The following is a 24,721-nucleotide window of genomic DNA, read 5'->3' as shown; positions in this document are numbered from 1 at the left end:
GTGGCGCCGTCAGGCGGGCGCCGGGGAGCGAGGAAGGGGTTCTTGTACGGAAGGCCGTTCAGCGCGGCCTTCGGGCCTGCGGATCAGAGCAGGCCGTCGATGAGGAGCGGCTGGTCGGGGCGGTCGATGCCCTTCAGCAGCTTGTCCGAGCTGCTGGAGGAGCCGGAGGTCTTTTTCTTCTCCCAGGAGGCGTGCGGAACCGCGCTCTCGTTGAACTCCGCCGCCGTCTTGGGTGGTGTGTAGGAACTGCTGGAATCCGCCGCAGCCGTGGCCGTGGCGGGCTTCGGCGGGGGGGGCGCCGCATGGGCGCCGGGCGGGGGCTCCAACGGACCCTTCACGCCGCACGCCGCGAGGGCGAGGGTGCCGCAGAGGGCCATCAGGGTCGCAAGGGTTCGCATCTTCGTCCGTGCCATTGGCATCAAGGTCGGCGCCACTATAGCCCGCGCTGCGGCAAAGGCGAGCCCCCGGGCCGGCCGGGGGCTCCATCCGGCCGGCATCAGGTCGCGTCCGGGGCCGCCCCGAGGCGCTTCAGCCAGCGCCGCGCCTGGGCGCGCACGCGCTGCGGCGCGGTGCCGCCATAGCTGGTGCGGCTGCGCACTGAGCGCACCACGGACAGCACGGAGAAGACGTCGCCGGTGATGCGCTTGTCCACCGCCTGCATGTCCTCGAGCGGCACCTTGTGCAGCGCAATGCCGCGGTCGGAGGCCAGCGCCACGATGCGGCCGGTAATGTGGTGCGCCTCGCGGAACGGGATGTTCAGCGCTCGGACCAGCCAGTCGGCGAGGTCGGTGGCGGTGGAATAGCCCTGGCCGGCGGCTGTGGCCATGCGCTTCTCGTCCGGCGACAGGTCGCGGACCATGCCGGCGGTGGCGGCGATCACCAGGGAGAGGGCCGAGAAGGCATCGAACGCGCCTTCCTTGTCCTCCTGCATGTCCTTGGCATAGGCCAAAGGCAGCCCCTTCATCACCACGAGAATGCCGGTGAGCGCGCCGATGATACGCCCGGCCTTGGCGCGCACCAGCTCGGCGGCGTCGGGATTGCGCTTCTGCGGCATGATGGACGAGCCGGTGGTGAAGGCATCCGACAGCTTCACCAGCGCGAAGGACGGCGAGGTCCAGATCACCACCTCTTCGGCGAAGCGCGAGAGGTGGATGGCGCAGATGGACGCGGCCGAGAGCGTCTCCATCACGAAATCGCGGTCGGAGACGGCATCGAGCGAGTTGGCGGTGGGCCGGTCGAAGCCGAGCGCCGCCGCCGTCGCCTCGCGGTCGATGGGGAAGGAGGTGCCGGCCAGCGCCGCCGAGCCCAGCGGGCATTCGTTGAGGCGCGCCCGCGCGTCGGCGAAGCGGCTGCGGTCGCGCGCCATCATTTCCACATAGGCCATCAGATGGTGGCCGAAGGTCACCGGCTGGGCGGTCTGCAGATGGGTGAAGCCGGGCATGACGGTGGCGGCGTGGGCCAGCGCCTTCTCGGCCAGCGCCCGCTGGAGATCGGCGAGCTGGGCGTCGAGGGCGTCCACCGTGTCGCGCACGTAGAGGCGGAAGTCGGTGGCGACCTGATCGTTGCGCGAGCGGGCGGTGTGCAGGCGCCCGGCCGGGGCGCCGATCAGCTCGGCGAGGCGCGATTCCACGTTCATGTGGATGTCCTCCAGCTCGCGCCGGAAGGAGAACTTGCCCGCCTCGATCTCTGACAGGATCGTGTCTAGACCCTTGGTGATCTTCTGGGCATCTTTCGCCGCCACGATGCCCTGGGCGGCCAGCATGGCCGCATGCGCCTTTGAACCGGCGATATCCTGCGCATAAAGACGCTGGTCGAAGCCGATGGAGGCGTTGATCTCCTCCATGATGGCGTCGGGGGCAGTGCTGAAGCGCCCGCCCCACATCTTGTTGCTCATGACGGACCCTCCGGTGATGACCACTGCCGACGACAACCGCGCGACTGACCCTCAGGACACGGCAACCGGCCCCGCGCCGGGCGCGCCGGTGGCGAGGCGCTCTTCCGCGGTGAGGACGATCGGCGTGGTCGCGCTGGCGACGCTGGCGGGCGCCGTGGCCGGCGCGCTCGCCCTATACGGGATGAACCGCCTCCCCGGCAATGCACCGCAGGGCCAGAGCGTGGCGAGTGTGCCGGCCGCAGCCCCCTCCGGGGCGGCCGCAGACCCCGCCTGCGCCGGTACGGTGGAGCGGGTGCGGGCCTTCGCGCCCCTCGCCAAGGGCGAGCTGGCCGCGATCGCGCTGGCGAGCGAGCCGCGCCGCCTGCCGCCGCTCACCTTCACCGACGCCTCCGGCAAGCCGGTGACGCTGGCGGATTTCAAGGGCCGCGTGGTGCTGCTCAATCTCTGGGCCACCTGGTGTGTGCCCTGCCGCAAGGAGATGCCGGCCCTCGACCATCTGGAAAAGCGACTCGGAGGCCCGGATTTCGCGGTGGTGGCGGTCAATCTCGATACGCGCGACCCGGACAAGCCGCGCGCCTTCCTCTCCGAGATCGGCGTGAACAGCCTCGCCTTCTATAGCGATCCGGCGACCAAGACCTTCCAGGCCCTGCGCGGGGTGGGCCGCGGCTTCGGCCTGCCCACCACCCTCCTCGTCGATCGGGACGGCTGCGAGATGGCCTATCTGGCGGGTCCGGCGGAGTGGGGCGGTGCCGATGCGGAAGCGCTGGTGAAGGCCGCCATCGGCGCCGGCCGGGCGGATGCGGCAGGTTCCAGCTCGGCAAGTTCCAACTCGGCAGCTTCCCGCTGAGCTGACGCTCGGCGGAATAAGATACCTGCCACGACTGGGTCGCTGCGTTCCAATCTGCGAAAATATCGTCTCGCTTAAAGCTCTTGCAACCTTCAGGTGGCAGAGTTCTCTGCAACCAGGGGGATGGGGAAGCTAGGCGCTGCCAGGGCGACGGTGCGGCGCTGCCGTTTACCTTTCTTTCACTCCTTTTTCATTTGCGCGAAAAGAGCTGGTATATCTTGCTCTTGACAGCACGCCTGTGCGCGTTAATTCGAAGTCGAATCACCGGTGGCGACCATTGAAAATATTGTCGATTTTCGGAACGCGCCCTGAGGCGATCAAGATGGCGCCGGTGGTCCAGGCGCTGGCGCGGGAGCCGGCCATCCAGTCGCTCGTCTGTGTCACCGGCCAGCACCGGGAGATGCTGGATCAGGTTCTCCGCCTCTTCGACCTGACGCCCGACTTCGATCTTGGTCTGATGTCCCACAATCAGGGGTTGAACCGTCTTGCCGGCGGCGCGCTTTGTGCGATCGACAGCGTGCTTGAGGATGTGAAGCCGGATCGCGTGCTGGTCCATGGCGACACCACCACCGCCATGGCCGCAGCCATTGCCGCCTTCCACCGCCGCATTCCAGTGGGGCATGTGGAGGCGGGCCTGCGCACCTACCACCTCGGCCAGCCCTTTCCCGAGGAGATGAACCGCCGCGTCGCCGATCTGTGCAGCGACCTCCTGTTCGCGCCCACCCCCGGCTCGCGCGACAATCTTCTGTCGGAGCAGCTCGAGGGGCAGGTCTTCGTGACCGGCAACACGGTGATCGACGCGCTCCAGTCGGTCCAGCGTCGCCTCGACGCCGATCCGGACCTGCGTGCCGCCCTCGACGCCGAACTTCCGCAGCTCGATCCGCGCCGGCCCATCCTTCTGGTGACGGGGCACCGGCGCGAGAATTTCGGCGAGGGGTTCCGCAACATTTGCGAGGCGCTGGACCAGATCGCCGACCGCGGCGATGTGGAGATCGTCTATCCGGTTCACCTCAATCCCAACGTCAAGGGTCCGGTGACGGCGGCGCTCGCCGGCCGGCCCAATGTGCATCTCGTGCCGCCGCTCGACTATCTGCCGTTCCAGCGGCTGATGCAGCGCTCGCACATCGTGCTCACCGATTCCGGCGGCGTACAGGAAGAGGCGCCCGCGCTGGGCAAGCCCGTCCTCGTCATGCGCGAGATGACGGAGCGGCCGGAGGCGGTGCATGCCGGCACGGTCCAGCTCGTCGGCACAAGCCGCGCCGCCATCGTCAACGCGGTGTCCCGCCTTCTCGACGATCCGGTGGCCTATGCGGCCTACGCCGGACGCATCAACCCCTACGGCGACGGGCAGGCCTGCCGCCGGATCGTGGACTGCATCTGCGGGCGGCCGATGCAGGAATTTTCCTCCCTCCAATCCCCGCCTGCCGCGTCCGCTCCTCGGCGTCCCGCCGGCCTCGACGCCCTGCTCGTGAGAGACTGACATGCGACACCTTGCCTCTTCCATCGCCCCCGGCCGGGCCGCCCGGGGCTTCACTCCCCGGCGCTTTTCCACACTGGCCGCCGCCCTCGTGCTGCCGGTGAGCCTGCTTTCGGCCTGGCCGGCGGCAGCGCAGTCGCGCAACCCGGCGCCGCCGGTGGTCGCCCAGGCCCCTGTCGCCCAGGCCCCCGTTGCCCAGCAGCCGGCTTATGTGGCGCCGGCCTATGTGCCGCCGGTGGACCCGATCCTCTCGGCCATCCAGGAGCGGGCGGCGGACACCCGCGTCACGCGGTCCTTCACCCTCGGCGATCTCGGCATCGAGGGGCCGGTGGTGCTGCAGGGCATGGATGCGCGCCGCGACATCTATCTGCCGGTGCCGGCCGGCGTGCCGCTGGAGAATGCCAGCATCGCCGTCGACGGCGAGTATCTGCGGGGCGACGGCGGGCGCACCACCATGGTGCTCTCGGTGGACAGCACGCCGGTGTTCTCGCGGCGCCTCGAAGGCGACAACGGCAGCGCCAGTGCCACCATCTCGGTGGATAATCGGCCGCGGGAGACCGGCTTCGTGCGCTTCGGCACCGCCTGGTCGTCGGTGATCGGCGAGGCGCTGTGCGCCGACGAACGCGGCATCGGCAACGTGCTGAAGCTGCGCCCGTCCACCCGCTTCACCTACAGCTATGATGCCGGGCAGGTGCGCAGCCTCGCCACCGCCTGGAGCGGCATGCCCGGTTCCGGCGCGCTGCTGGTGGCCGGCGGCACCCTCTCCAAGGACACCTACGACACCGCCTGGCGGCTCGGCCTTGCGCTCGAGACCGCCGGCAAGCGCCTTGTCGTGAAGACGCTGCCCTCCATCGGCGACGAGGTGGACCTGACCAACGTCGACGTGCCGGCCTCGCTGCGCGCGGTCGCCCCCTTCTCCAGCTTCGTCGGCGTGAAGAGCTACCGCATCCGCGACGCGTCCGAGATCGGCGCGCTTCTGGTGATGCCCGGCTCCCCGCTCGGTGCCGACGTGGCGGTGGCGGATGTCTCCCTTCTGTCCGGCATCCGCGGCGCGCTCGACGCCCTCGGCGCCCGCCTGGGCACCGCCTCCGGTGCCTTCATGGAATGGCGGGCCAAGGCGGCGAGCCTCGGTTCATCCAGCATCGCCCCGGACGAGGTGAGCCTGCAGTTCCTCGCCGGACGTCCGATCATCGCGGTCGGCGGCGCCGCCGGCGGCAAGGCCACCCAGCTGTTCGACAGCTTCTGGCGGACCTCGCTGGCCACCGGCACCGTGACCATCCGCGCGGTGGATGTGGGGCCGGAGAAGCCTTCCTCCGTGCCGCTGTCCAGCCTCGGCCCGACCGACGGCAACCTCGATGTGCTCGCCCGCGGCGACTGGGTGGTGACGTTTGATCTCGCCGCCGCCACCGGTGGCCGCAGCCTGCCGAGCCGGCTGAACCTCGATGTCGCGGCCGCGCCCGGCGCCTCCTCCTCCGAACCGGTGGTGGCGGTGTTCCTCAACGACGTGCTGCTGGCCGCCAAGCGCCTCGACGCCACCGGCCACCCCGAGCATGTGACGGCCGCCGTGCCGCCCTATGCGCTCGCGGCCCGCAACGTGCTGCGCGTGACCTTCCAGCGCCAGCCGGTGAGCGACCGCTGCCGCGAGACGCCCCAGGCCTTCCCGGTCTCGGTTCTGCCCACCAGCCATTTCGAGCTGGGCGGCGCGGCGCCGGGCGGCGACTTCCTGGGCGTGATCTCGGCCATGGCCTCGGGCGGCAAGCTGCTGGTTCCCGACAGCTATCTCGCCACCGCCAAGGCCAGCCTGCCGCGCGTGGTGCGCGCTGCCGCCGCCGCCGGCATGCCGGCCGGCACCAGCACCTTCGACGTGTCCTCCGTGGGCACGCCGTTCCGCGCCACCGGCGGCTTCCTCGCCCTCGACGTGCCGGTGCAGGGCGTCGCGGTGAAGGCCAAGGTGGACGGCGACCGTCTGATCGTCGGCGCCGACGAGAAGGCCCGCATGCTGGACATCACCGGCCTGAAGAACGTGGCCCTGGTGCAGGCGGTGCGCGGCGACGACGCCCGCGGCATCCTGTGGCAAAGCATCGGACCCGTGGCCATGACCCCGGCGAAGGCCGTGCGCCTGTCGAAGGGCGACGTGGCCCTGGTGGGCGTCGACGGCACCCTGACCGAGCTCGCCGCCTCCGGCGCCGCCCCGGGCACGGTGCGTGTCGCCGACACGGACGGCCCGGCTGGCACCCTGCAGCGGCTGTGGCAGAATTCGTCGGACTGGGGCCTGCCGCTCGGCATCGGCGCCGCCGCCCTGTTCTTCCTGCTGCTGATCCGCGCCTCGCAAGTGCGCCGCCGCGGCAACTGATCGGATCGGGACCGCCCCCATGGAACTCTATTGGCCCTATCTCCTGGCCGATTACATCCGCTTCGTCGAATACGTGGCGGCCGGGGTGGCGGTCATCATCCTGATCTCGTCCCTCGACGACCTGTTCGTCGATGCCTGGTACTGGGGGCGGCGGATCTACCGCCGCTTCGTCATCGAGCCGTTCATCCGCCCGCTCACCCCGGCCGCGCTCTACCAGAAGGATGAGCAGCCGCTGGCCATCATGATTCCCGCCTGGCTCGAATCCCCCGTGATCGCGGCCATGATCGAGAACATGGTGAGCGTGCTGGACTACCGGCGCTACGTGATCTTCGTCGGCACCTATCCCAACGACCCCGACACCATTGCCGAGGTCGAGCGCATGCGCCGGCGCTACAAGCAGCTGGTGCGGGTGGAGACGCGCAATCCCGGCCCCACCAACAAGGCGGACTGCCTCAACACGGTGGTGCGCGCCATCTTCCAGCACGAGCAGATGACCGGCGTGGAATTCGCCGGCCTGGTGCTGCACGACGCCGAGGACGTGCTGCATCCGCTCGAGCTGCGCTATTTCAGCTATCTCCTGCCGCGCAAGGATCTGATCCAGGTGCCGGTGCTCTCGCTGGAGCGCCACTGGTCGGAGCTGGTGGCCGGCATCTACATGGACGAGTTCGCCGAATGGCACGCCAAGGACCTCGTGGTCCGCGAGAGCGTCGCCGGTTCGGTGCCGTCCGCGGGCGTGGGCACCTGCTTCTCGCGCAAGGCCATGCTGCACCTTCTGTCGGACGGAACGGGCGAGGTGTTCAACACCTCGAGCCTGACCGAGGACTACGACATCAGCGCCCGGCTCTCCGCGGCGCACATGCAGTCCATCATCGCCCGCCTGCCGGTGGAATACATCGTCAAGCGCGAGAGCCTGTTTGGCTTCGGCCAGGAGAAGGAAATCCTCCTCTCCATGCCGCTGTGCGTGCGCGAGTTCTTCCCCGACACGTTCCGCACCTCCTACCGGCAGAAGGCGCGCTGGTCGCTGGGCATCGCCTTCCAGGGCTGGCGATCCATGGGCTGGCGCGGCAACTGGGCGACCAAGTACTTCCTGTTCCGTGACCGCAAGGGCATCGTGACCTCGCTGGTGGCGGTGCTGGCCTATGTGGTCGCGGCGCACTTCCTCATTTTCATGGGTGCGGAGAAGCTCGGCCTGCTGCCGGCCCGCTACCCCTCCATCTTCGCCACCGAGACCTGGTTGCTGGCCGTCTTGACCGGCAACGCCGTCGCGTTCGGGCTGCGGCTGTTGCAGCGCTATTATTTCGTCGCCAAGGTCTATGGCTGGGAACAGGGGCTGATGTCCGTTCCTCGCGTGGTGATGGCGAATTTCGTCAACTTCGCCGCCACCGTGCGCGCGTGGAAGCTGTTCCTCGGCAACATCTTCCTCGGCCGGAAGATCGTGTGGGACAAGACCACCCACGACTTCCCCGACCAGGCGGAGCTGGGCCAGCAGCGCCAGCGCCTGGGCGAGCTTCTGCTCACCTGGCAGGCGGTGCTGCCGGAGCACGTGGAGGAGGCGCTGTCGCTGCAGGCGGAGCGGCAGCAGCCGCTCGGGCGCATCCTCGTCTCCCGCGGCTGGCTCGACGAGGAGACGCTGGCCGAAGCCATGGCCTTCCAGTCCAACCTGCCCCGCACCGTCGTCACCGAGCAGATGGTGCGGCAGTTCAACGATCTCCTGCCCATCGACCTGATGGTGCGGCGGCGCGTGCTGCCCATCGGGCGCGATCCGGGCGGCCGCCTCATCGTCGCGGTGCCTTCGCCGCTGGGGGACAAGGCGCTGGAGGAACTGCGCCGCGCGGTGGGCGACGAGCCGCTCCAGCGCATCGCCCGCGAGAGCGAGATCAATGACGGCCTGCGCCTGCTGCGTGGCGTGACCGGCAATGCGGACGGTCAGAAGTCGCCGCCGCTGCTCGGCGACCTGCTGCTGGAGAAGGGGCTCATGCGCCGCGAGGCCTTCGAGGCCGCCATGGAGAACTACCGCCCCGACGAGGACGGTCGCATCGGCGAATATCTCGTGCGCTGCGGCGTGGTGACGGAAGAAGCCCTGCGCGCCACCATCCGCGAGCAGGAGCGCCGCGTCGCCGCGTCGCTCGCGCCGGTATGAGCCTCGGCAAGTCCGGCGTGGTCAAGTCCGGCCCGGCCAGTCCCGGCCGGGCAACCCCAGCAACAGCGAGATATTCGTGCCGGCCTTCCCCTCCAGGCACGCCATGGCGCGGCTGAGCCGGCGCGCCGCGCTCGGCCTTGGTGCCGCCGCGGCCGGAACGGGCCTCATCGGCCTCGATCTCGCCCTCGGCGCCCGCTCCCGCCCGCCGGGGGCCCTCATCGACGGCATCGTCTGGCAGGTCCACGGCGGCGCGCTTGATCCCCGCGGCGACTGGGACTTCATCGGCGCGCGCAGCCTGCTGGTGCAATGGCTGGTGGCCGACGGCACCGCCTTCGTGCCGCTGCCGAAGCTCGGCCTCAAGCTCATTCCCGATGCGCCCAACTGGAAGCGCATCACCCGCGAGCCGTGGGCCAGCCAGATCATCGCCGGGCTCGCCGGCGACTTCTCCGAGCCTCGGGCCCGCGCCAACGTGGTGGAGCTGGGCGCCTTGTCGGCCAAGGTGGCGCGGCAGAAGCTGCCGTTCCGTCCGGCCGGTTTCTATTTTCCCGTGGAAGCCGACCCGACCTGGAAGGACGTGGCGCGGATGCGCGAGGCGCTCGCGCCGATCCCGCGCCCGCTCTGGGTGAGCTGCTACGACAATTCAAACGTCGGCCCGGAGGCGCTCGCCGACTGGATCGAACTCTGGCTGCCGCGCGACGTGGGGCTGTTCTTCCAGGACGGCTGCGGCATCTACACCCGCGCGCCGGGAGCGGCCCGCCGCTATGCGGAGGTGATCTCCCAGCGCCTCGGCGCCCACCGCTTCAAGATCATCGCCGAGGCGTTCCGGCCGTCCGGTGACGGCTCGTTCCGCGCGGCCACCGCGGCGGAGCTGCTGCCGCAGCTCAAGGCCTATGAGGGGTTCGAGGTGTTCGTCTTCGACGGCCCGCATTATGTGGACCGCCTCATCGTGCAGCAGCTGATGGCGGGCTGACCGCGCCGCAGGCGAGGGGGCCACCAGAGCCCGCGCGGCGTTTGAGCGTCAGCCCCCCAAAAAGCCCGCGCGGCGCCTGAGCGTTGCCCCGCCAAGCCCGCGCGGCGATTGAGCGTAAACCCCAAAAACTCTCGCGCGGTGATTGAGCGAAAGCCCCGTATCAGTGCCGGAAGTGGCGCACGCCGGTGAAGACCATGGCGAGGCCGGCCTCGTCGGCGGCGGCGATCACCTCGGCGTCGCGCATGGAGCCGCCCGGCTGGATCACCGCCGTGGCGCCCGCCTCCACCGCCGCCAGCAGGCCGTCGGCGAAGGGGAAGAAGGCGTCGGAGGCGACCACCGAGCCCTTGGTGAGCGGCACCGAAAGGCCCGCCGCCTCGGCCGCGTCCAGCGCCTTGCGGGCGGCGATGCGGGCACTGTCCACCCGGCTCATCTGGCCGGCACCGATGCCCACGGTGGCGAGGTCCTTGGCGTAGATAATGGTGTTGGACTTCACATGCTTCGCCACGCGGAACGCGAAGCGCATGTCGGTGAGTTCCTGCTCGGTGGGCGCGCGCTTGGTGACGACCTTCAGGTCGAGGTCATCGGCGCTGGCATTGTCGCGGCCCTGCACCAGCAGGCCGCCGGCGACGGTCTTCACGGTCAGGCCGGGCGCGCGCGGGTCGGGCAGGCCGCCGGTGAGGAGCAGGCGCAGATTCTTCTTGGCGGCCACCACGGCGATGGCTTCCTCGGTGGCGTCGGGGGCGACGATCACCTCGGTGAAGATTTCCACCATGGCGCGGGCGGCCTCGGCATCCAGCGTCCGGTTCACGGCGATGATGCCGCCGAAGGCCGACACGGGATCACAGGCCAGCGCCTTCTTGTAGGCGGCGGCGAGGTCCGCGCCCTCGGCCACGCCGCAGGGATTGGCGTGCTTGACGATCACCACCGCCGCCGTGCGGGCGGGATGGAACTCGGCCACCGCCTCGAAGGCGGCGTCGGTGTCGTTGATGTTGTTGTAGGAGAGCTGCTTGCCCTGCACCTGCCGCGCGGTGGCGACGCCGGGACGGATCTCGTCGGAGGCGTAGAAGGCGGCCGACTGGTGCGGGTTCTCGCCGTAGCGCAGCGCCTCGATGAGCTTGCCGCCGAAGGCGCGGAAGGACGGGGCGTCCTCCTTCAGCTCGCGGGCGAACCAGTTGGAGATGGCCGCGTCATAGGCGGCGGTGCGAGCATAGGCCTTCTGCGCCAGCTTGCGGCGCAAAGCGAGGGTGGTGCCGCCGTGCTCGGCGATCTCTTTCAGGACCGCCTCATAGTCCACGGCCTCGACCACCACCGCCACGTCGTTGTGGTTCTTGGCCGCGCCACGGATCATGGAGGGGCCGCCGATGTCGATGTTCTCGATGGTCTCCTCGAAATCCGCCTTGCGGGCGACGGTCGCCTCGAACGGATAGAGGTTCACCACCACCAGATCGATGGGGGCGATGGCGTGCTCGGCGAGGGACGCCTGATGGCCGGCATCGGCGCGGATGGCGAGGATGCCGCCGTGGACCTTGGGGTGGAGCGTCTTCACCCGCCCGTCCATCATCTCGGGGAAGCCGGTCAGCTCGCTGACATCCTTCACCGGCAGGCAGGCATCGGCGATGGCCTTGGCGGTGCCGCCGGTGGAGACCAGCTCCACGCCATGGGCGACGAGCTTGGTCGCGAACGGCACCAGCCCCGTCTTGTCGGACACCGAGAGGAGGGCGCGGGTCACGGGACGGATGTCGGCGGTCATCGATTGGCTCCGGGAAAAGATTGTCGCTCGCCTAGCACCAATGACCGCACATCGCCAGCTGCGCGGGCCGTCGTGCATGCATGGCCGGTATCGGCGGGGGGCATGAGCGGGGGGAAGGCGTCGCCGGCCCCGCTTTTCCTGTCGATGCGCGGCTCCGGCGCGCTGACAGGCGCGGCCCCGCCCGATACCGTGCGGCCATGCGCCCGACCGCCACCCAGACCGCCGCCGAAGAAACGCCTCCCGAGGAGGCGTCCGCGCCCGCCAAGGCTCCAGCCGCGAAGGCCGACGACACGCGCGTGACGCCCATGATGGCGCAGTACATGGAGATCAAGGCGGCGAACCCGGACAGCCTCCTGTTCTACCGCATGGGCGACTTCTACGAGCTGTTCTTCGCCGACGCGGAGCAGGCCTCGCAGGCGCTGGGCATCGTCCTCACCAAGCGCGGCAAGCACCTCGGCGAGGACATCCCCATGTGCGGGGTGCCCATCGACCGGGCCGAGGAATATCTGCACAAGCTCATCGCCCTCGGCTTCCGCGTCGCCGTCTGCGAGCAATTGGAAGACCCGGCCGAGGCGAAGAAGCGCGGTGGCAAGTCGGTGGTGCGGCGCGACGTCACCCGCCTCGTCACCCCCGGCACGATCACCGAGGACTCGCTGCTCGATGCCCGGCGCGAGAACGTGCTGGCCGCTTTGGCCCGGGTGCGCGCCGGCTCGGGGGCGGAGGATTTCGCCTATGCGATCGCCTTCACCGACATGTCCACCGGCGCCTTCCGGGTGGCCGGCACCACGCGCGCCGCGCTTTCCGGCGATCTGGCGCGGGTGGACCCGGCGGAACTGCTGGTCTCCGACGCGCTCCTGGACGATGCCGAGCTGCGCGCCATGCTGCGCGATCTGCCGGCGGTGACGCCGCTGCCGCGCCAGTCCTTCGACGGGGCGGGGGCGGAGAAGAGGCTCGCGGACTTCTACGGCGTCGCCGCCCTCGACGCCTTCGGTGCCTTCGCCCGCGCCGAGTTGATCGCGGCCGCGGCCGTGGTCGCCTATGTGGACCGCACCCAGCTCGGCGCGAAGCCGCTCCTCACCCGCCCGGTGCGGGAGGCGGAAGGCGGCATCATGGCCATCGATGCCGGCACGCGCGCCAATCTGGAGCTGGTGCGCACCACCTCCGGCGACCGGCGCGGTTCCTTGCTCGCCGCCGTGGACCGCACGGTGACGGCGGCCGGCGCGCGGCTCCTCGCCCGCCGCATCGCCGAGCCTTTGACCGACCTTGCCGCCATCCGCGCCCGGCATGATGCGGTGGGGCATCTTGTCGAGGACGGCGCCCTGCGCCGTGCGCTCAGGGAGGCGCTCGCCCGCGCCCCCGACATGGCCCGCGCCGTCACTCGCCTCGCCTTGCAGCGGGGCGGTCCGCGTGATCTCGCGGCGGTGCGCGACGGCCTCGACGGCGCGCTGGCCATCGCCGGCCTGATCGGCCCGGATGCGCCGGACGATCTGTCCCGCGCCGCCCGCGCCCTGTCCCGCGCGCCCCATGCGGTGGCGCTGGACCTCGCTTCGGCCCTCGCCGAGAACCTGCCCGTCCACCGCCGCGACGGCGGTTTCGTGCGCGAGGGCTGCGACGGCGAACTCGACGCCACCCGCGCCCTGCGCGACGAGAGCCGCCGCGTCGTCGCCGCGCTGGAGCGGCGCTATGTGGAGGAGACGGGCGTCCGCTCCCTGAAGATCCGGCACAATGCGGTGCTCGGCTATTATGTGGAGGTGACGCAGCAGAATGCGGACCGCCTGCGCGAGCCGCCGCACGATGCCGTCTTCGTCCACCGCCAGACCATGGCGGGGGCGATGCGCTTCTCCTCCGTGGAGCTGGGCGATCTCGAAAGCCGCATCTCCAGTGCCGGCGAGCGGGCTCTGGCGCTGGAGCAGGCCATCTTCGAGCGCCTGTCCGCCGCCGTGGTCGCCGAGACCGACGCCATCCGCGCCGCCGCCGATGCGCTGGCCGAGCTGGATGTGGCCTCGGGCCTTGCGGAGCTAGCGGCCACCGAGGCCCATGTGCGCCCGCACATGGAAGAGGGCGTCGCCTTCGCCATCGCGGGCGGGCGCCACCCGGTGGTGGAACAGGCGCTTGCCCGGGATGGCGGGCCGTTCGTGCCCAACGATTGCGACCTCTCCCCGCCGGAGGGGGACAAGGACGGCCGCATCGTCCTTGTCACCGGCCCGAACATGGCCGGTAAATCCACCTTCCTCCGCCAGAACGCCCTCATCGCCGTGTTGGCGCAGGCGGGGGCCTTCGTGCCGGCCCGGTCGGCGCGCATCGGCGTGGTGGACCGGCTGTTCTCCCGCGTCGGCGCGGCGGACGATCTGGCGCGCGGGCGCTCCACCTTCATGGTGGAGATGGTGGAGACGGCGGCCATCCTCAATCAGGCGACGCCGCGCTCCCTCGTCATCCTCGACGAGATCGGCCGTGGCACGGCAACTTTCGACGGCATGTCCATCGCCTGGGCGAGTCTCGAACACCTGCACGAGGTGAACCGCTGCCGCGCGCTGTTCGCGACCCATTTCCATGAGCTGACCGCGCTGTCCCAGCGCTGCCGGCGTCTCTCCAACGCCACCGTGAAGGTGACGGAATGGCATGGCGACGTGATCTTCCTGCACGAGGTGGTGCCGGGCGCGGCGGATCGCTCCTACGGCATCCAGGTGGCGAAGCTGGCCGGCCTGCCGGAGGCGGTGATCGCGCGGGCGAAGGCCGTGCTGGCGGAGCTGGAGGCGGCCGAGCGCGCGTCACCCGCGCAGAAGCTGATCGACGATCTGCCGCTGTTTGCCGTGCGGCCCAAGCCGGCGGAGAAGGCGGCGCAAGCCGATCCCGCCGCCGAGGCGGTGCTCGGCGCGCTCGATGATCTCGATCCGGATGCGCTGAGCCCGCGCGAGGCGCTGGACGCGCTCTATCGGCTCAAGGGGTTGCGGCGCGACGGCTGACGAGGGCCAGGGCCGAAACGGGAGGGCGTTCCCGCCCTGCCGTCAGTTGCTGCCGCCGTCGGACGACGCGGGCGCCGCCTGCGGGCGCTGGAGCAGCTCGCCCCAGGCGGAGAAGGCGTCGTTGAATGCCTGCTCGCCGGCCACACCCTTCTCGAAGGCGAGCACGGCCTTCTTGTTGTTGGTGTAGGTCAGGAGCACGTCGAGCCAGGGATAGGCCTGCAGCAGGGCAACGTTGCGCTGGCGGTCGGCGGTCTTTTCCGAGAGGCCCACCAGGAACAGGGTCGGGTTGACGCGCACGGCGAGGCCGGCAAGCGGCGTGCCCAGCGCCTGCTGGTTCGGCTTCGCCCGCACCGCGTCCACGTTGGCGACGCCGCCGAAGGGGAAGTCTTCCGGCAGCTTGAAGCCGATCTCGATGGTGTGGGATGCCGGCAGCGTCTGGTCGGTGTTGCGCCGGAGCACGAAACTCATCGCGATCTTGCGCTCGGGAATCACGAGGTCGCCGCGCAGGCCGATATCGGGCGGCAGGCCCGGCCCGGCGTTCACGGTTTCCGTGCGCCAGGTGATGGTGCCTTCGAACGTCTGCGGCTGGGCGCTACCGGTGGATTCCTCGATCAGCACGGCACGGGCGCTGCCCGAGGCGTTGCCGGGGCGCTGGGCCGGGGCGCGGCGCGCGGCATCACCGGACGTTTTGGTCATCCGGTCGGCCGACTTCGCCTGGTCGGATGCGCTGGCGCCGGAGGTGGCCGGTGCCGCCGCCTGCTGCTCGCCCTCGCTGCCGCCGAAGAGGCGATCGCGGTTGACCACGGCGAAGGCGATGCCGCCCAGCACCACGAGCGCGAGAATCGCGATCAGGATGAATTTCTTCCAGGAGGCGCCGCCTTCCGACGCACCGCGCCGGCCACCATTGGCGGCCGCGCCGCGGCTCCGCACTTCGCCCCGCCGGTGCGGCGGGCGGCGGTCGCCCTCGGTCTCGTCCTCGCTGCGCTGGCGCGGCGGCAGGCGGCGGTCGGGCCGGGCGGGGGGCTCGGCGGACGCACGGCCTTCGGCTTCGTCCGCGGGAGGCTCGGGCTCCTCGTCCGGGGCAGCCGGGGCGGCCGAGCTCTTCGGCGGTTCGAACCGGGCGGGGGGCGGTGGGGGCGCGGCCTCTTCCGCCTCGTCCTCGAACACCTCGTCTTCGGGCTGGGGCTCGGGCGTGTTGTCCTGCTGGGCGAACTCCGCCTCCACACGGCGGATCGCCTCTTCGAGGCCCATCCGCTCGCGGGTGATCTCGCCTTCCGGCAGCGGCGGGTCCACCCCGCGCAGCTGACGCATCAGGGCGGTGCGGGCACGATCGTAGACGGCGCGCCGGCTCTCCCCGGTCTTCTGGGGCAGACTGGAGATCGCGCGGACCAGGAGGGGATAGTAGTCAGCCATCGGAGCGGTGAGGTTCCCCTTGTGCCGTCAGATCGGAGCCGTCAGATCGGCATTATGCCTGAAACGGGTTGTGAACAAGGATCGTGTCGTCGCGTTCCGGGCTGGTCGACAGCACCGCCACCGGGCAGCCGATCAGCTCTTCCACGCGCCGCACGTATTTCACGGCCTCCGCCGGCAGATCGGCCCACGAGCGGGCGCCGGCGGTGGAATCCTGCCAGCCTTCCATGGTCTCGTAGATGGGCTCGGCCCGGGCCTGCGCGCCGCTTTCCGCCGGCAGATAGTCGATTTCCTTACCGTCAACCTTGTAGCCGACGCAGACTTTCAACTCGTTAAAGCCGTCCAGCACGTCGAGCTTGGTGAGGGCGATGCCGTGGATGCCGCAGGTGCGCACCGTCTGGCGCACCAGCACCGCATCGAACCAGCCGCAGCGGCGGGCGCGGCCGGTGACGACACCGAACTCGTGGCCCTTGGTGCCCAGCGTCTTGCCCACTTCGTCGAGAAGCTCGGTGGGGAAGGGGCCTTCGCCCACGCGGGTGGTGTAGGCCTTGGTGATGCCCAGCACGTAATCCAGCGCGCCCGGCCCGATGCCGGTGCCGCTCGCCGCCGAGCCCGCCACCGTGTTGGACGAGGTGACGTAGGGATAGGTGCCGTGGTCGATGTCGAGCAGCGCGCCCTGCGCGCCCTCGAACAGGATCTTGCGGCCCTCGCGGCGCGCCTTGTCCAAGAGCTCCCACACCCGGTCCATGAAGGGCAGGACCTTGGGGGCGAGCGCCATCAGCTCGGCGACCAGCGCCGCGCCATCCACTTCCGCCATGCCGAGGCCGCGGCGGATGAGATTGTGATGGGTGAGCAGGCGATCCACCTTGGCCGGCAGGGTCGCCGGGTCGGTCAGGTCCACGAGGCGGATGGCGCGGCGGCCCACCTTGTCCTCATAGGCCGGCCCGATGCCGCGCTTGGTGGTGCCGATGCGGGCACCTTCCGCCGTGGCGCTTTCACGCAGGGCGTCCAGCTCGCGGTGCAGCGGCAGGATCAGCGGCACGGTCTCGGCGATGCGGAGCCGGTCGGGACCGATTTCGATGCCCTGCGCGGCAAGGCGCGCCAGCTCGTCCACCAGCGCCTGCGGGTCGAGCACGACGCCGTTGCCGATCACCGACAGCTTGCCGGGACGCACCACGCCGGACGGCAGGAGGGACAGTTTATAGGTGACGCCGCCGACGACCAGCGTATGGCCGGCATTGTGGCCTCCCTGGAAGCGGACGACGACGTCCGCCTGCTCGGAGAGCCAATCGACGATCTTGCCCTTGCCTTCGTCGCCCCACTGAGAGCCGACCACGACCACATTGGCCACGCGGTGGTGCCTCCTGAACCCAGCGCGGGTGGTTCGGACCTCGACCGCGCGCACAAAGGAAAGCCCCGGCTCTGGTCCGGGGCGTTACCAAAGCGTCTTACGGGATCGGGGCTGGCGAGGCAAGGTTTGCGCGGCGGGCCGGCCGGCGGGCGACCTTCCGTCAACGGTAGCGGCGGAAGGTGCCGGAGGTGCCGCCCTTTGGGGGCGTTGGCGACCGGCCCCGGTTCGTGCTCTACCTTCCCCGATGAAGACTCCCCGCAGCGCTCCCGCCTCCTCCCGCCGCCCCGGCGGCAGCCCAAAGCCCGTTGCCGCCACCCCCGGATTGTCCGCCCGCGCCGTCGCCGTCGACGCGCTGGAAGCCGTGCTGCGGCAGGGCGCCGCGCTGGAAGAGGCGCTCGACGGCCCGGAGCTGGAGCCGCGCGACCGGGCGCTCGCCTATCGCATCGTCGCCACCGCTTTGCGGCGGCTCGGGACGCTCCGCGCCGTGCTCGGCAAGCTGATGGAGCGCGGCTTTCCCAAGTCGGCGCCGCGGCTGGAATCGGTGCTGCTCGCCGGGGCGACGCAGATCCTGTTCATGGATGTGCCGAGCCATGCGGCGGTGGGTCTCAGCGTGGACCTCGCCCGCGCCGACCGCTCCACCGTGGGTTTCGCCGGCCTCGTCAACGCCGTGCTGCGCCGTCTGGCGCGGGAGGGCGAGGCGCTGATGGCCGGGGTCGATCCCGATTTCGCCGATACGCCCGACTGGCTGCGCCAGCGCTGGACCAAGGCCTATGGCGCCGACACCGCGCGCGCCATGGCCGCCATGCACCGGGTGGAGCCGCCCCTCGACATCACCGTGAAGGCCGACCCGGCCGGCTGGGCGGAGAAACTTTCGGGCGAGGTGCTGCCCACCGGCACGGTGCGCATCCTCCAGGCCGGTCCGGTGCGCGCGCTGCCCGGTTTCGCGGAAGGGGAATGGTGGGTGCAGGACGCCGCCGCCGCCCTTCCTGCCCGGCTGCTCGGGAAAGTGGACGGGCTGAAGGTGGCGGACCTGTGCGCCGCCCCCGGCGGCAAGACGGCGCAGCTGGTCGCCGCGGGGGCGCAGGTGACGGCGGTGGACCGTTCCGGCGCCCGCCTCACCCGCCTCAGGGACAATCTGGCACGGCTCGGCCTCGCCGCGACCGTGGTGGAGGGCGACGCCGCGACCTTCGCCGGCGGTCCGTTCGACGCGGTTCTGCTCGATGCGCCCTGCTCGGCCACCGGCACCCTGCGCCGGCATCCGGACATCGCGGTGTCCAAGCGGCCGGCGGACATTCCGACCCTCGCCACCTTGCAGGCACGGCTGCTCGACCACGCCATAGACCTCGTGAAGCCCGGCGGCCTCGTCGTCTATTCCACTTGCTCGCTGGAGCCGGAGGAGGGTGAGGCGCAGGTGGAGCGGCTTCTGGCCGCCCGCACCGACGTGGAACGGGCGCCCCTTGGTGTCGGAGAGGTGGAAGGCCTCGATTTGTTCATAACTCCTCAAGGGGATGTGCGCACTCTTCCAAGTCACTGGATGCGGGGGGAGGCGGAGCGGTCGGGACTCGACGGCTTCTTCGCCGCCCGGCTGCGGCGCAAGGGAAGCCCGGCAGGCTGACCCGCGCCTAGCCTCCCGCAAGGGCTAGAGGCTGGTGAAGACAGGCGCATGGGTATCTGGAATGGATCGGCGGGCCCGCTGCAGGCCGTGGCCAGAAATCTGGTCGGCACGCTGGCCGGGAAGGGCCACGCCCACACGCCGGGAGGCGCCGTGAGCCGAGGCGGGCTGCGAGAGCGCACGCAACTGGCGACCCTCCTGCTGGAGCTTTGGTCGCAGACGGTGCTCGCACGCATCGGCGGCCGCGCCGTGCCGCTCGGCTACGTGCCGGTGCCGGTGCCGGAGCGCCTTCTCATCGCCCCGCAGGACCTGAGGACCGGCGACGCCACTGTCGCCAGCGAAATCTATTCCGGCCGATTCGCCTTCGCCGGAAAGGTGATGGCGCTCGACGGCCGCACCGCGTTCGAGCTGGTGCCGCCCTCGGTGGAATGGGCCGAGGCGCTGCACGGCTTCGGCTGGCTGCGGCACCTGAAGGCCGCCAACACCACCATCGCCCGAGCCAATGCCCGCGCCCTCGTCGGCGATTTCATCCGCGATCCCGGCAAGGCCAAGGCGGTGGCGGCGCGCCCCGACGTGGCGGCGCGGCGCATCATCTCCTGGCTCACCCAGGCGACCTTCCTGCTGCAGGACGCCGACCACGATTTCTACCGCCGCTTCATGCGCTCGCTGGCGAAGCAGGTGCGCCAGCTGCGCCGGATGGCGAGCGACGCGCCGGACGGCTATCCCCGCCTCATCGCCATCGTCGCGCTGGTGTTCGCCGGGCTGTGCATGTCCGACCAGCCGCGTCTCCTCAAGGCCGCGCAGAAGCGCCTCGCCGAGGAGCTGGACCGGCAGATCCTGCCGGACGGCGGCCCGCTGACCCGCAATCCCGGCATGCTCATCGAGCTGCTGCTGGACCTTCTGCCGTTGCGCCAGGCCTTCACCGCCCGCAACCAGCAGGCTCCCGCCGCGCTGATGAATGCGGTGGACCGGATGATGCCCATGCTGCGCTTCTTCCGGCACGGCGACGGCGCCTTCGCGCATTTCCACGGCATGGGGCATACGGCGGCGGACCAGCTCGCCACCATCCTCGCCTTCGACGACGCGCGCGGTGCGCCGGTGGCGAATGCGCCCTATTCCGGCTACCAGCGGCTCGACGCCCGCTCGCTGATGCTGATCGCCGACACCGGCCCGCCGCCGCCCACCGTGGCGAGCTGGGAAGCGCATGCGAGCTGCCTCGCCTTCGAATTCTCCTCCGCCCGCCAGCGCATCGTCATCAATTGCGGCGTGCCAGAGGTGCACCGGGAAATGTGGCGGCAGGTGGCCCGCTCCACGGCGGCCCATTCCACCGCGGTGATCGCCGACACCTCTTCCTGCCGCTTCCTGCAGGGCGGCTCCATGACGCGCATCTTCGGCGCGCCCATCGTCGCCGGACCGAAGCATGTGGAGGTGCAGCGCGGCACGCGGAACAATGCACTGCTGCTGCGCGCCAGCCATGACGGCTATGCCGAGGCGTTCAATCTGCTGCACCAACGCTCGTGGCGGCTGGCGCTGGAGGGCAACCGGCTCGACGGCGAGGACATCTTCCGGCCGGTGGAGGAGGGCGGGGCGCTGCCGGCGGAGACCTTCGCCATCCGCTTCCACCTGCACCCCTCGGTGACGGTGGAACGGCTGGACGATCCCCATACGGCCTTGCTCAGCCTGCCCAACGGCGAGGCCTGGGCCTTCGCCGCGCCCCATCTGCCGCTGGTGGTGGAGGAGAGCGTGGACCTCGCCGCGACCGGCGGGCCGCGCCGCACCTCGCAACTGGTGCTCACGGGCGAGGTGGCGCGCACGCCGCGCGTCATCTGGACCTTCGTGCGCACCCGGGAAGCGCAGAGCGTGCCGCCGGTGCGGCCGGGCCGGGGCTGAGGCCCCGACCGATCACCTTCGGCATCACCCCCACGGCCCGCGGCGCGGCTGCGCCGGGGCCGAAGCGGGTGCTGTGAAACCTCCGCCGCCCATCCGCTGCGACAGATCGCGCAAGGCCGCGATGCGGTTCTCCACCGCCGGATGGGTGGAGAAGAGATTGTCCATCCGCGCCCCGGAGAGGGGATTGATGATGAACATGTGGGCAGTCGCGGGGTTCGCTTCTGCCTCATAGTTCGGCACCTGATGGGCCTCGCCGGAGATCTTCGCCAGCGCCGAGGCGAGCGCCATGGGCCGCCCCAGTATCTCCGCACCGCCCCGGTCGGCCTCGTATTCGCGCGAGCGGGAGATGGCCATCTGCACCAGCATGGCGGCCATCGGGGCGAGGACCACCATCAATATGGTGCCGATGAAGCCGAAGGGATTGTTGTTCTCCCGATTGCCCCCACCGAACAGCAGGCCGAAGTTCGCCAGCATGGAGATGGCGCCGGCGATGGTCGCGGTAATGGTCATGGTGAGGGTATCGTAGTGCTTGATGTGCGCCAGCTCGTGCGCCATCACGCCCGCCACCTCTTCGGGCGTCAGCGTCTGCAACAGGCCGGTGGTGGCGGCGACCGCGGCGTTCTGCGGATTGCGGCCGGTGGCGAAGGCGTTGGGCTGGGGGTTGTCCATGATGAACACCCGCGGCATGGGCAGGTCCGCCCGCCGCGCCAGCTCCCGCACCATGCCCACGAACTCGGGCGCGGTACGATCATCCACCTCCCGCGCGCCGTACATGCGCAGGACCATCTTGTCCGCATTCCAGTAGCTGAACAGGTTCATGCCTGCCGCCACCACGAATGCGATCATCATCCCGCCGCGTCCGCCGAGGGCGAAGCCTACGGCCATGAACAAGGCGGTCATGCCGGCGAGCAGGATCGCCGTTTTCAGGTGATTCATCCATCCCTCCCGGTGCCGCGCACAGGACGCGGACCTTGGACTAGAGGATGGGAAGGCACCGCGCCCCGTTCAAGGGCGAGCTTGCCGTTGCGGCAGTGTGGTGCTGTCCGCCGCGCGGTTCAGATGTCGCGCATGAGGCGGTCGGCGGCCACGCACTTCCAGCGGCCGATCTGCCACTGGGGATGACTCTCGCTCCACTGCGCGATGGCCTGCTGGGAGGACATCATGCAGGTCATGGGCGCGCTCGCTTCCATGGAGAAGCTGAGCTTCTCCTCCCGGCAGGTGGCCGGAGCGCTGATGAGGCAGGCGTATAGAACAATGAACATGACCAGGGTTCCTGAGACCGGCGCTGCGTGTGCCACTCCCCTGCTTCCGTCCCTCTGCGACAAACCTTCGCTAGCCATTCAAGCTGTACTGACCGGCAGGCTGCCTTCTCACGGGCAATCTGTGCAAAAATTAAGAAGCAAGCTGAGTGCCAACAGGAATGTTCGGCAAGGCTTCTCGGGAAGATTGGTATTGAACAACCGCAATACTTCCCGTCACGTTCTGCCCATCAATCCCAGCACCTGGCCGGCGCTGCCGCCGCAGGGGCAGGTCGCGGCCCGGTCCTGCGAGCCTCTCGCAAGGCCGTTCGCAAGGTCGCTACCAGGCGTTTTGCCGGCCAATTTTTCACGCTGCGCCGCGGCATGGATTCGCTGTCGCGGCGGCTTGCAGGCGAGCCTCGGCGCGGCTAGGCTCCGCGCGCTATCTGGTGAACCGGTTCGGCATTCCGCGCCGAGCGCTGACAACAAGGGTAGGCGGCATAGGACCGCCGTCCGGAACTGTCTTCGGGGGCGGTCATCCCTAGTCGATCTACGAGGGAGGACAGAAGGTGGCTAAGATCAGCAAGGTTCTGGTTGGTGAGGCGCTCGTCGGTGACGGTAACGAGGTCGCCCACATCGACCTTATCATCGGCCCGCGCGGCAGCGCGGCCGAGACGGCGTTCGTCACCAGCCTGACGAACAACAAGGATGGCTTCACGTCCCTCCTCGCGGTGCTCGCGCCGAACCTGCCCTGCAAGCCCAACACCGTGATGTTCAACAAGGTGACCATCAAGGACGCCCGGCAGGCCGTGCAGATGTTCGGCCCCGCGCAGTACGGCGTCGCCAAGGCGGTGCAGGACTCCGTGGCCGAAGGCGTGATCCCGGTCGAGGAAGCCGACGACCTCTTCATCTGCGTGGGTGTGTTCATCCACTGGGAAGCGGCCGACGACGCCAAGATCCAGCAGTTCAACTACGAGGCGACCAAGCTCTCGATCGCTCGCGCCGTGGCCGGTACCCCCACCGCCAAGGAAGCGACCGACAAGCGCAACGAAGCCAAGCACCCCTTCGCGGCCTAGAGCGGAAACCACCCTGGACAGAGCGGAAACCCTCCGCCAATGCCGAAGGGTCTGCTCCAGCGGTTGGCCGCCATCTTTCTGCGATAGAGGCCAAAAGAACGACGACCGGCGGGTTTCCCGCCGGTCGTTTTCGTTTCGGGGATTTTGCGGCGGCCCCCCGCCGATCAGTTTCGTTTTCAGGTGGGCTTGCTGTCGAACGCGCGTCAGGGCGTCCGGCGCAGGAAGATGCCGAAGGCGCGGGGGCCGTCGCCCACCTCGAGGGTCGAGACCACCTTCAGCGTCTGCGTGTCGATCACGCTCATGGAATTGTCGAACCAGTTCACCACATAGACCGCGCGCCCGTCGTCCGAGGCGGCGATGCCTTCGGGATATTCGCCCACGGAAATGGTGGTGCGGGGCGCAAGGGTCGTGGTGTCGAACACGCTCACCGTCCCCGCATACTGGTTGGTGACGAAGGCGAGCGTGCCAGCGAGCGCCACCGCATAGGGCCTGTTGCCCACCTTTACCGTGCCGACCACCTTGCGCGCGGCGACATCGATGATGCTCACGTCGTTCGAGCCCACATTGGCGGTGTAGGCGGTGCGCCCATCCTCGGACAACGTGATGCCGAAGGGGCGCGTGCCCACCTTGACCACGGCGAGACGCTCCAGCGTCGCGGCATCGATGATGGAGACCTGATCGTCGTCGCGATCGGCGCTGAGCACGAGGGCGCCGTCGGGCGTCACCGCCACGCCGGAGGGGGAGGCGCCGGTGTGGGCGACGCGCTGTGCGTCGGGCGTGTCGGGATCGACCACCAGGAGCCGCGCCGCATACCAGTCCGCCACATAGACCGGCTTGCCGGAGGGCGCGACCGCCACGCCCAGCGGGCCGCCATCCACATGGATGCGCTTCTCGACCGTGCGGGTCGCCGTGTCGATCACCGACAGGGCCTTGCCCTCGGGGCTGGTGACGAAGGCGCGGCTTCCGTCCCGCGACACGGCGATGCCGGCCGGCTCGCCGGGCACGGGAATGCGCCCGACAAGCTTCGGCGGGGCGGCGGCGCCGTCGAGCGCCACCACCGCCACCTCATTGCCGGGCTGGTTGGTGATGAAGGCCTCCGCCGCGACCGAAGGCCGGGGCGCGACGAGGAGCGCGGCCGCCGCGGCGAGGATCGCCGGAGCCGCCGCGCGCCGCACAAGGGCCATCAGGAGCCCTTTTCGACCTTGGCCTTCAGGGCGTCGAGCCCGCCGCGATAGACCGCGGTCACGGCGGCGACTGCGGCCTCGTCGCTCAGTTCCGGCGGCGGGTCGTTGTTGGGGTAGCCGCGATAGAAGGCGCCGCGCCACTCCACCTTGGTGTGGGTGGCGTCGACGGGAATGACCGCGATGGTGGAGGAATAGTTGGTCACCGGCAGCACTTTCACGTCCACCGCGTTGATGCGGTAGGAATAGGTCTTCTGCTCCGGCTCGTACTTCACCAGCACCTCGTCGAGGGTGCCGCCGCCCTTGAGGGTGAGCAGGCGCGTGGCATCCACGGCGTTGCCGCCCTTGCCTTCCTGCTTGTCGACGGCGGGATGCCAGCTCATGTCCTGGAAATTGGAGATCACGGCCCAGACCTTGTCGGCCGGCGCGTTGATCTCGACGCTCTCCGTCACCTTCTTGCGGGTGGGGCCGTGCGCGTCAGCGGCGAGCGGGATCATCGCGACCGCCAGCGCCGCCGCGGCGGCAATCATCTGCCTCATGGAAACGTTCCTCCAACAGTGTTTGGTCGA

Annotated in this window: 18 protein-coding genes; 9 read left to right on the top strand and 9 right to left on the bottom strand. The window is 70.0% G+C overall.

Annotated features, from left to right (window positions below; translation table 11 throughout):
- Nucleotides 1–83: 83 nt before the first annotated feature.
- Nucleotides 84–398, bottom strand: coding sequence for an LPS translocon maturation chaperone LptM (lptM, locus tag EJ105_RS04510; RefSeq protein ID WP_250165437.1), 315 nt, complete (start codon nucleotides 396–398; stop codon nucleotides 84–86).
- Nucleotides 399–496: 98 nt separating this feature from the next.
- Nucleotides 497–1,894: an argininosuccinate lyase gene (gene argH / locus EJ105_RS04505; RefSeq protein WP_029556241.1), complete on the bottom strand. Its 1,398-nt coding sequence runs from the start codon at nucleotides 1,892–1,894 to the stop codon at nucleotides 497–499.
- A gap of 16 nt (nucleotides 1,895–1,910) precedes the next feature.
- Here argH and tlpA point away from each other — a divergent pair, with 16 nt between their 5' ends.
- The 5 genes from tlpA (at nucleotide 1,911) to EJ105_RS04480 (ending at nucleotide 9,681) form a co-directional block, all read left to right on the top strand.
- Nucleotides 1,911–2,741 carry a thiol:disulfide interchange protein TlpA gene (gene tlpA, locus EJ105_RS04500; RefSeq protein WP_081837520.1) on the top strand — a complete coding sequence of 277 codons (831 nt, stop codon included), beginning with the start codon at nucleotides 1,911–1,913 and terminating at the stop codon, nucleotides 2,739–2,741.
- A 277-nt stretch (nucleotides 2,742–3,018) separates the two neighbouring features.
- A complete protein-coding gene (gene wecB / locus EJ105_RS04495) occupies nucleotides 3,019–4,221 on the top strand; it encodes a non-hydrolyzing UDP-N-acetylglucosamine 2-epimerase (protein ID WP_250165436.1) in 1,203 nt (400 codons plus the stop codon).
- A gap of 1 nt (nucleotide 4,222) precedes the next feature.
- Nucleotides 4,223–6,571, top strand: a complete 2,349-nt coding sequence (locus EJ105_RS27750) for a cellulose biosynthesis cyclic di-GMP-binding regulatory protein BcsB (protein WP_051678888.1) — start codon at nucleotides 4,223–4,225, stop codon at nucleotides 6,569–6,571.
- A 19-nt stretch (nucleotides 6,572–6,590) separates the two neighbouring features.
- A complete protein-coding gene (locus tag EJ105_RS04485; RefSeq protein ID WP_250165435.1) occupies nucleotides 6,591–8,711 on the top strand; it encodes a glycosyl transferase family protein in 2,121 nt (706 codons plus the stop codon).
- 76 nt (nucleotides 8,712–8,787) lie between these two features.
- Nucleotides 8,788–9,681: an alpha-amylase family protein gene (locus EJ105_RS04480; protein WP_250165434.1), complete on the top strand. Its 894-nt coding sequence runs from the start codon at nucleotides 8,788–8,790 to the stop codon at nucleotides 9,679–9,681.
- Between the two features lie 160 nt (nucleotides 9,682–9,841).
- Here the strand turns inward: EJ105_RS04480 and purH are convergent, their stop codons facing one another.
- Entirely contained in the window at nucleotides 9,842–11,431 is a 1,590-nt protein-coding gene (purH, locus tag EJ105_RS04475; RefSeq protein WP_250165433.1) for a bifunctional phosphoribosylaminoimidazolecarboxamide formyltransferase/IMP cyclohydrolase, read from the bottom strand.
- A 197-nt stretch (nucleotides 11,432–11,628) separates the two neighbouring features.
- Between purH and mutS the strand changes: the two genes are divergently transcribed.
- Nucleotides 11,629–14,394, top strand: coding sequence for a DNA mismatch repair protein MutS (mutS, locus tag EJ105_RS04470; protein WP_394041498.1), 2,766 nt, complete (start codon nucleotides 11,629–11,631; stop codon nucleotides 14,392–14,394).
- A gap of 42 nt (nucleotides 14,395–14,436) precedes the next feature.
- Here the strand turns inward: mutS and EJ105_RS04465 are convergent, their stop codons facing one another.
- Both EJ105_RS04465 and EJ105_RS04460 read right to left on the bottom strand, forming a co-directional pair.
- On the bottom strand, nucleotides 14,437–15,807 hold the full coding sequence (locus EJ105_RS04465; protein ID WP_250165432.1) for a flagellar basal body-associated FliL family protein: 1,371 nt from the start codon (nucleotides 15,805–15,807) through the stop codon (nucleotides 14,437–14,439).
- A 52-nt stretch (nucleotides 15,808–15,859) separates the two neighbouring features.
- Nucleotides 15,860–17,155, bottom strand: coding sequence for an adenylosuccinate synthase (locus EJ105_RS04460; protein WP_024276637.1), 1,296 nt, complete (start codon nucleotides 17,153–17,155; stop codon nucleotides 15,860–15,862).
- 244 nt (nucleotides 17,156–17,399) lie between these two features.
- Here EJ105_RS04460 and rsmB point away from each other — a divergent pair, with 244 nt between their 5' ends.
- Both rsmB and EJ105_RS04450 read left to right on the top strand, forming a co-directional pair.
- Complete coding sequence (rsmB, locus tag EJ105_RS04455; RefSeq protein ID WP_250165431.1) at nucleotides 17,400–18,770, top strand: 16S rRNA (cytosine(967)-C(5))-methyltransferase RsmB; 1,371 nt, start codon at nucleotides 17,400–17,402, stop codon at nucleotides 18,768–18,770.
- Between the two features lie 48 nt (nucleotides 18,771–18,818).
- On the top strand, nucleotides 18,819–20,657 hold the full coding sequence (locus EJ105_RS04450; RefSeq protein ID WP_081837518.1) for a heparinase II/III family protein: 1,839 nt from the start codon (nucleotides 18,819–18,821) through the stop codon (nucleotides 20,655–20,657).
- Between the two features lie 24 nt (nucleotides 20,658–20,681).
- Here the strand turns inward: EJ105_RS04450 and htpX are convergent, their stop codons facing one another.
- The gene (gene htpX, locus EJ105_RS04445) at nucleotides 20,682–21,593 is read right to left on the bottom strand and encodes a zinc metalloprotease HtpX (RefSeq protein WP_029556229.1); all 912 of its coding nucleotides are present in this window, start codon (nucleotides 21,591–21,593) and stop codon (nucleotides 20,682–20,684) included.
- 119 nt (nucleotides 21,594–21,712) lie between these two features.
- A complete protein-coding gene (locus EJ105_RS04440; protein WP_024276641.1) occupies nucleotides 21,713–21,919 on the bottom strand; it encodes a hypothetical protein in 207 nt (68 codons plus the stop codon).
- 545 nt (nucleotides 21,920–22,464) lie between these two features.
- Here EJ105_RS04440 and fae point away from each other — a divergent pair.
- Nucleotides 22,465–22,971, top strand: a complete 507-nt coding sequence (fae, locus tag EJ105_RS04435) for a formaldehyde-activating enzyme (RefSeq protein ID WP_024276642.1) — start codon at nucleotides 22,465–22,467, stop codon at nucleotides 22,969–22,971.
- 203 nt (nucleotides 22,972–23,174) lie between these two features.
- Here fae and EJ105_RS04430 read toward each other — a convergent pair whose 3' ends face one another.
- A complete protein-coding gene (locus EJ105_RS04430; protein ID WP_250165430.1) occupies nucleotides 23,175–24,155 on the bottom strand; it encodes a YVTN family beta-propeller repeat protein in 981 nt (326 codons plus the stop codon).
- Nucleotides 24,155–24,691, bottom strand: coding sequence for an SRPBCC family protein (locus EJ105_RS04425; RefSeq protein WP_024276644.1), 537 nt, complete (start codon nucleotides 24,689–24,691; stop codon nucleotides 24,155–24,157). Before EJ105_RS04425 ends, EJ105_RS04430 begins: the two co-directional genes overlap by 1 nt.
- Between the last annotated feature and the right edge of the window lie 30 nt (nucleotides 24,692–24,721).

Origin of the sequence: Xanthobacter aminoxidans (genome assembly GCF_023571765.1) — a bacterium.
In the GTDB taxonomy this organism is placed as follows: Bacteria; Pseudomonadota; Alphaproteobacteria; order Rhizobiales; family Xanthobacteraceae; genus Xanthobacter; species Xanthobacter aminoxidans.
The sequence above is the reverse complement of the archived record's forward strand: the minus strand, read 5'-3'. Positions and strand labels throughout refer to the sequence as shown.

Bases quoted from the DNA above. Each gene is read 5' to 3' on its own strand.
- EJ105_RS27750 (WP_051678888.1), top strand. From the start codon at position 4,223: ATGCGACACCTTGCCTCTTCCATCGCCCCCGGCCGGGCCGCCCGGGGC.
- purH (WP_250165433.1), bottom strand. From the start codon at position 11,431: ATGACCGCCGACATCCGTCCCGTGACCCGCGCCCTCCTCTCGGTGTCC.
- rsmB (WP_250165431.1), top strand. From the start codon at position 17,400: ATGAAGACTCCCCGCAGCGCTCCCGCCTCCTCCCGCCGCCCCGGCGGC.
- EJ105_RS04440 (WP_024276641.1), bottom strand. From the start codon at position 21,919: ATGTTCATTGTTCTATACGCCTGCCTCATCAGCGCTCCGGCCACCTGC.
- EJ105_RS04430 (WP_250165430.1), bottom strand. From the start codon at position 24,155: ATGGCCCTTGTGCGGCGCGCGGCGGCTCCGGCGATCCTCGCCGCGGCG.
- EJ105_RS04485 (WP_250165435.1), top strand. From the start codon at position 6,591: ATGGAACTCTATTGGCCCTATCTCCTGGCCGATTACATCCGCTTCGTC.
- EJ105_RS04465 (WP_250165432.1), bottom strand. From the start codon at position 15,807: ATGGCTGACTACTATCCCCTCCTGGTCCGCGCGATCTCCAGTCTGCCC.
- EJ105_RS04425 (WP_024276644.1), bottom strand. From the start codon at position 24,691: ATGAGGCAGATGATTGCCGCCGCGGCGGCGCTGGCGGTCGCGATGATC.
- argH (WP_029556241.1), bottom strand. From the start codon at position 1,894: ATGAGCAACAAGATGTGGGGCGGGCGCTTCAGCACTGCCCCCGACGCC.
- mutS (WP_394041498.1), top strand. From the start codon at position 11,629: ATGCGCCCGACCGCCACCCAGACCGCCGCCGAAGAAACGCCTCCCGAG.
- EJ105_RS04450 (WP_081837518.1), top strand. From the start codon at position 18,819: ATGGGTATCTGGAATGGATCGGCGGGCCCGCTGCAGGCCGTGGCCAGA.
- tlpA (WP_081837520.1), top strand. From the start codon at position 1,911: ATGACCACTGCCGACGACAACCGCGCGACTGACCCTCAGGACACGGCA.
- htpX (WP_029556229.1), bottom strand. From the start codon at position 21,593: ATGAATCACCTGAAAACGGCGATCCTGCTCGCCGGCATGACCGCCTTG.
- lptM (WP_250165437.1), bottom strand. From the start codon at position 398: ATGCGAACCCTTGCGACCCTGATGGCCCTCTGCGGCACCCTCGCCCTC.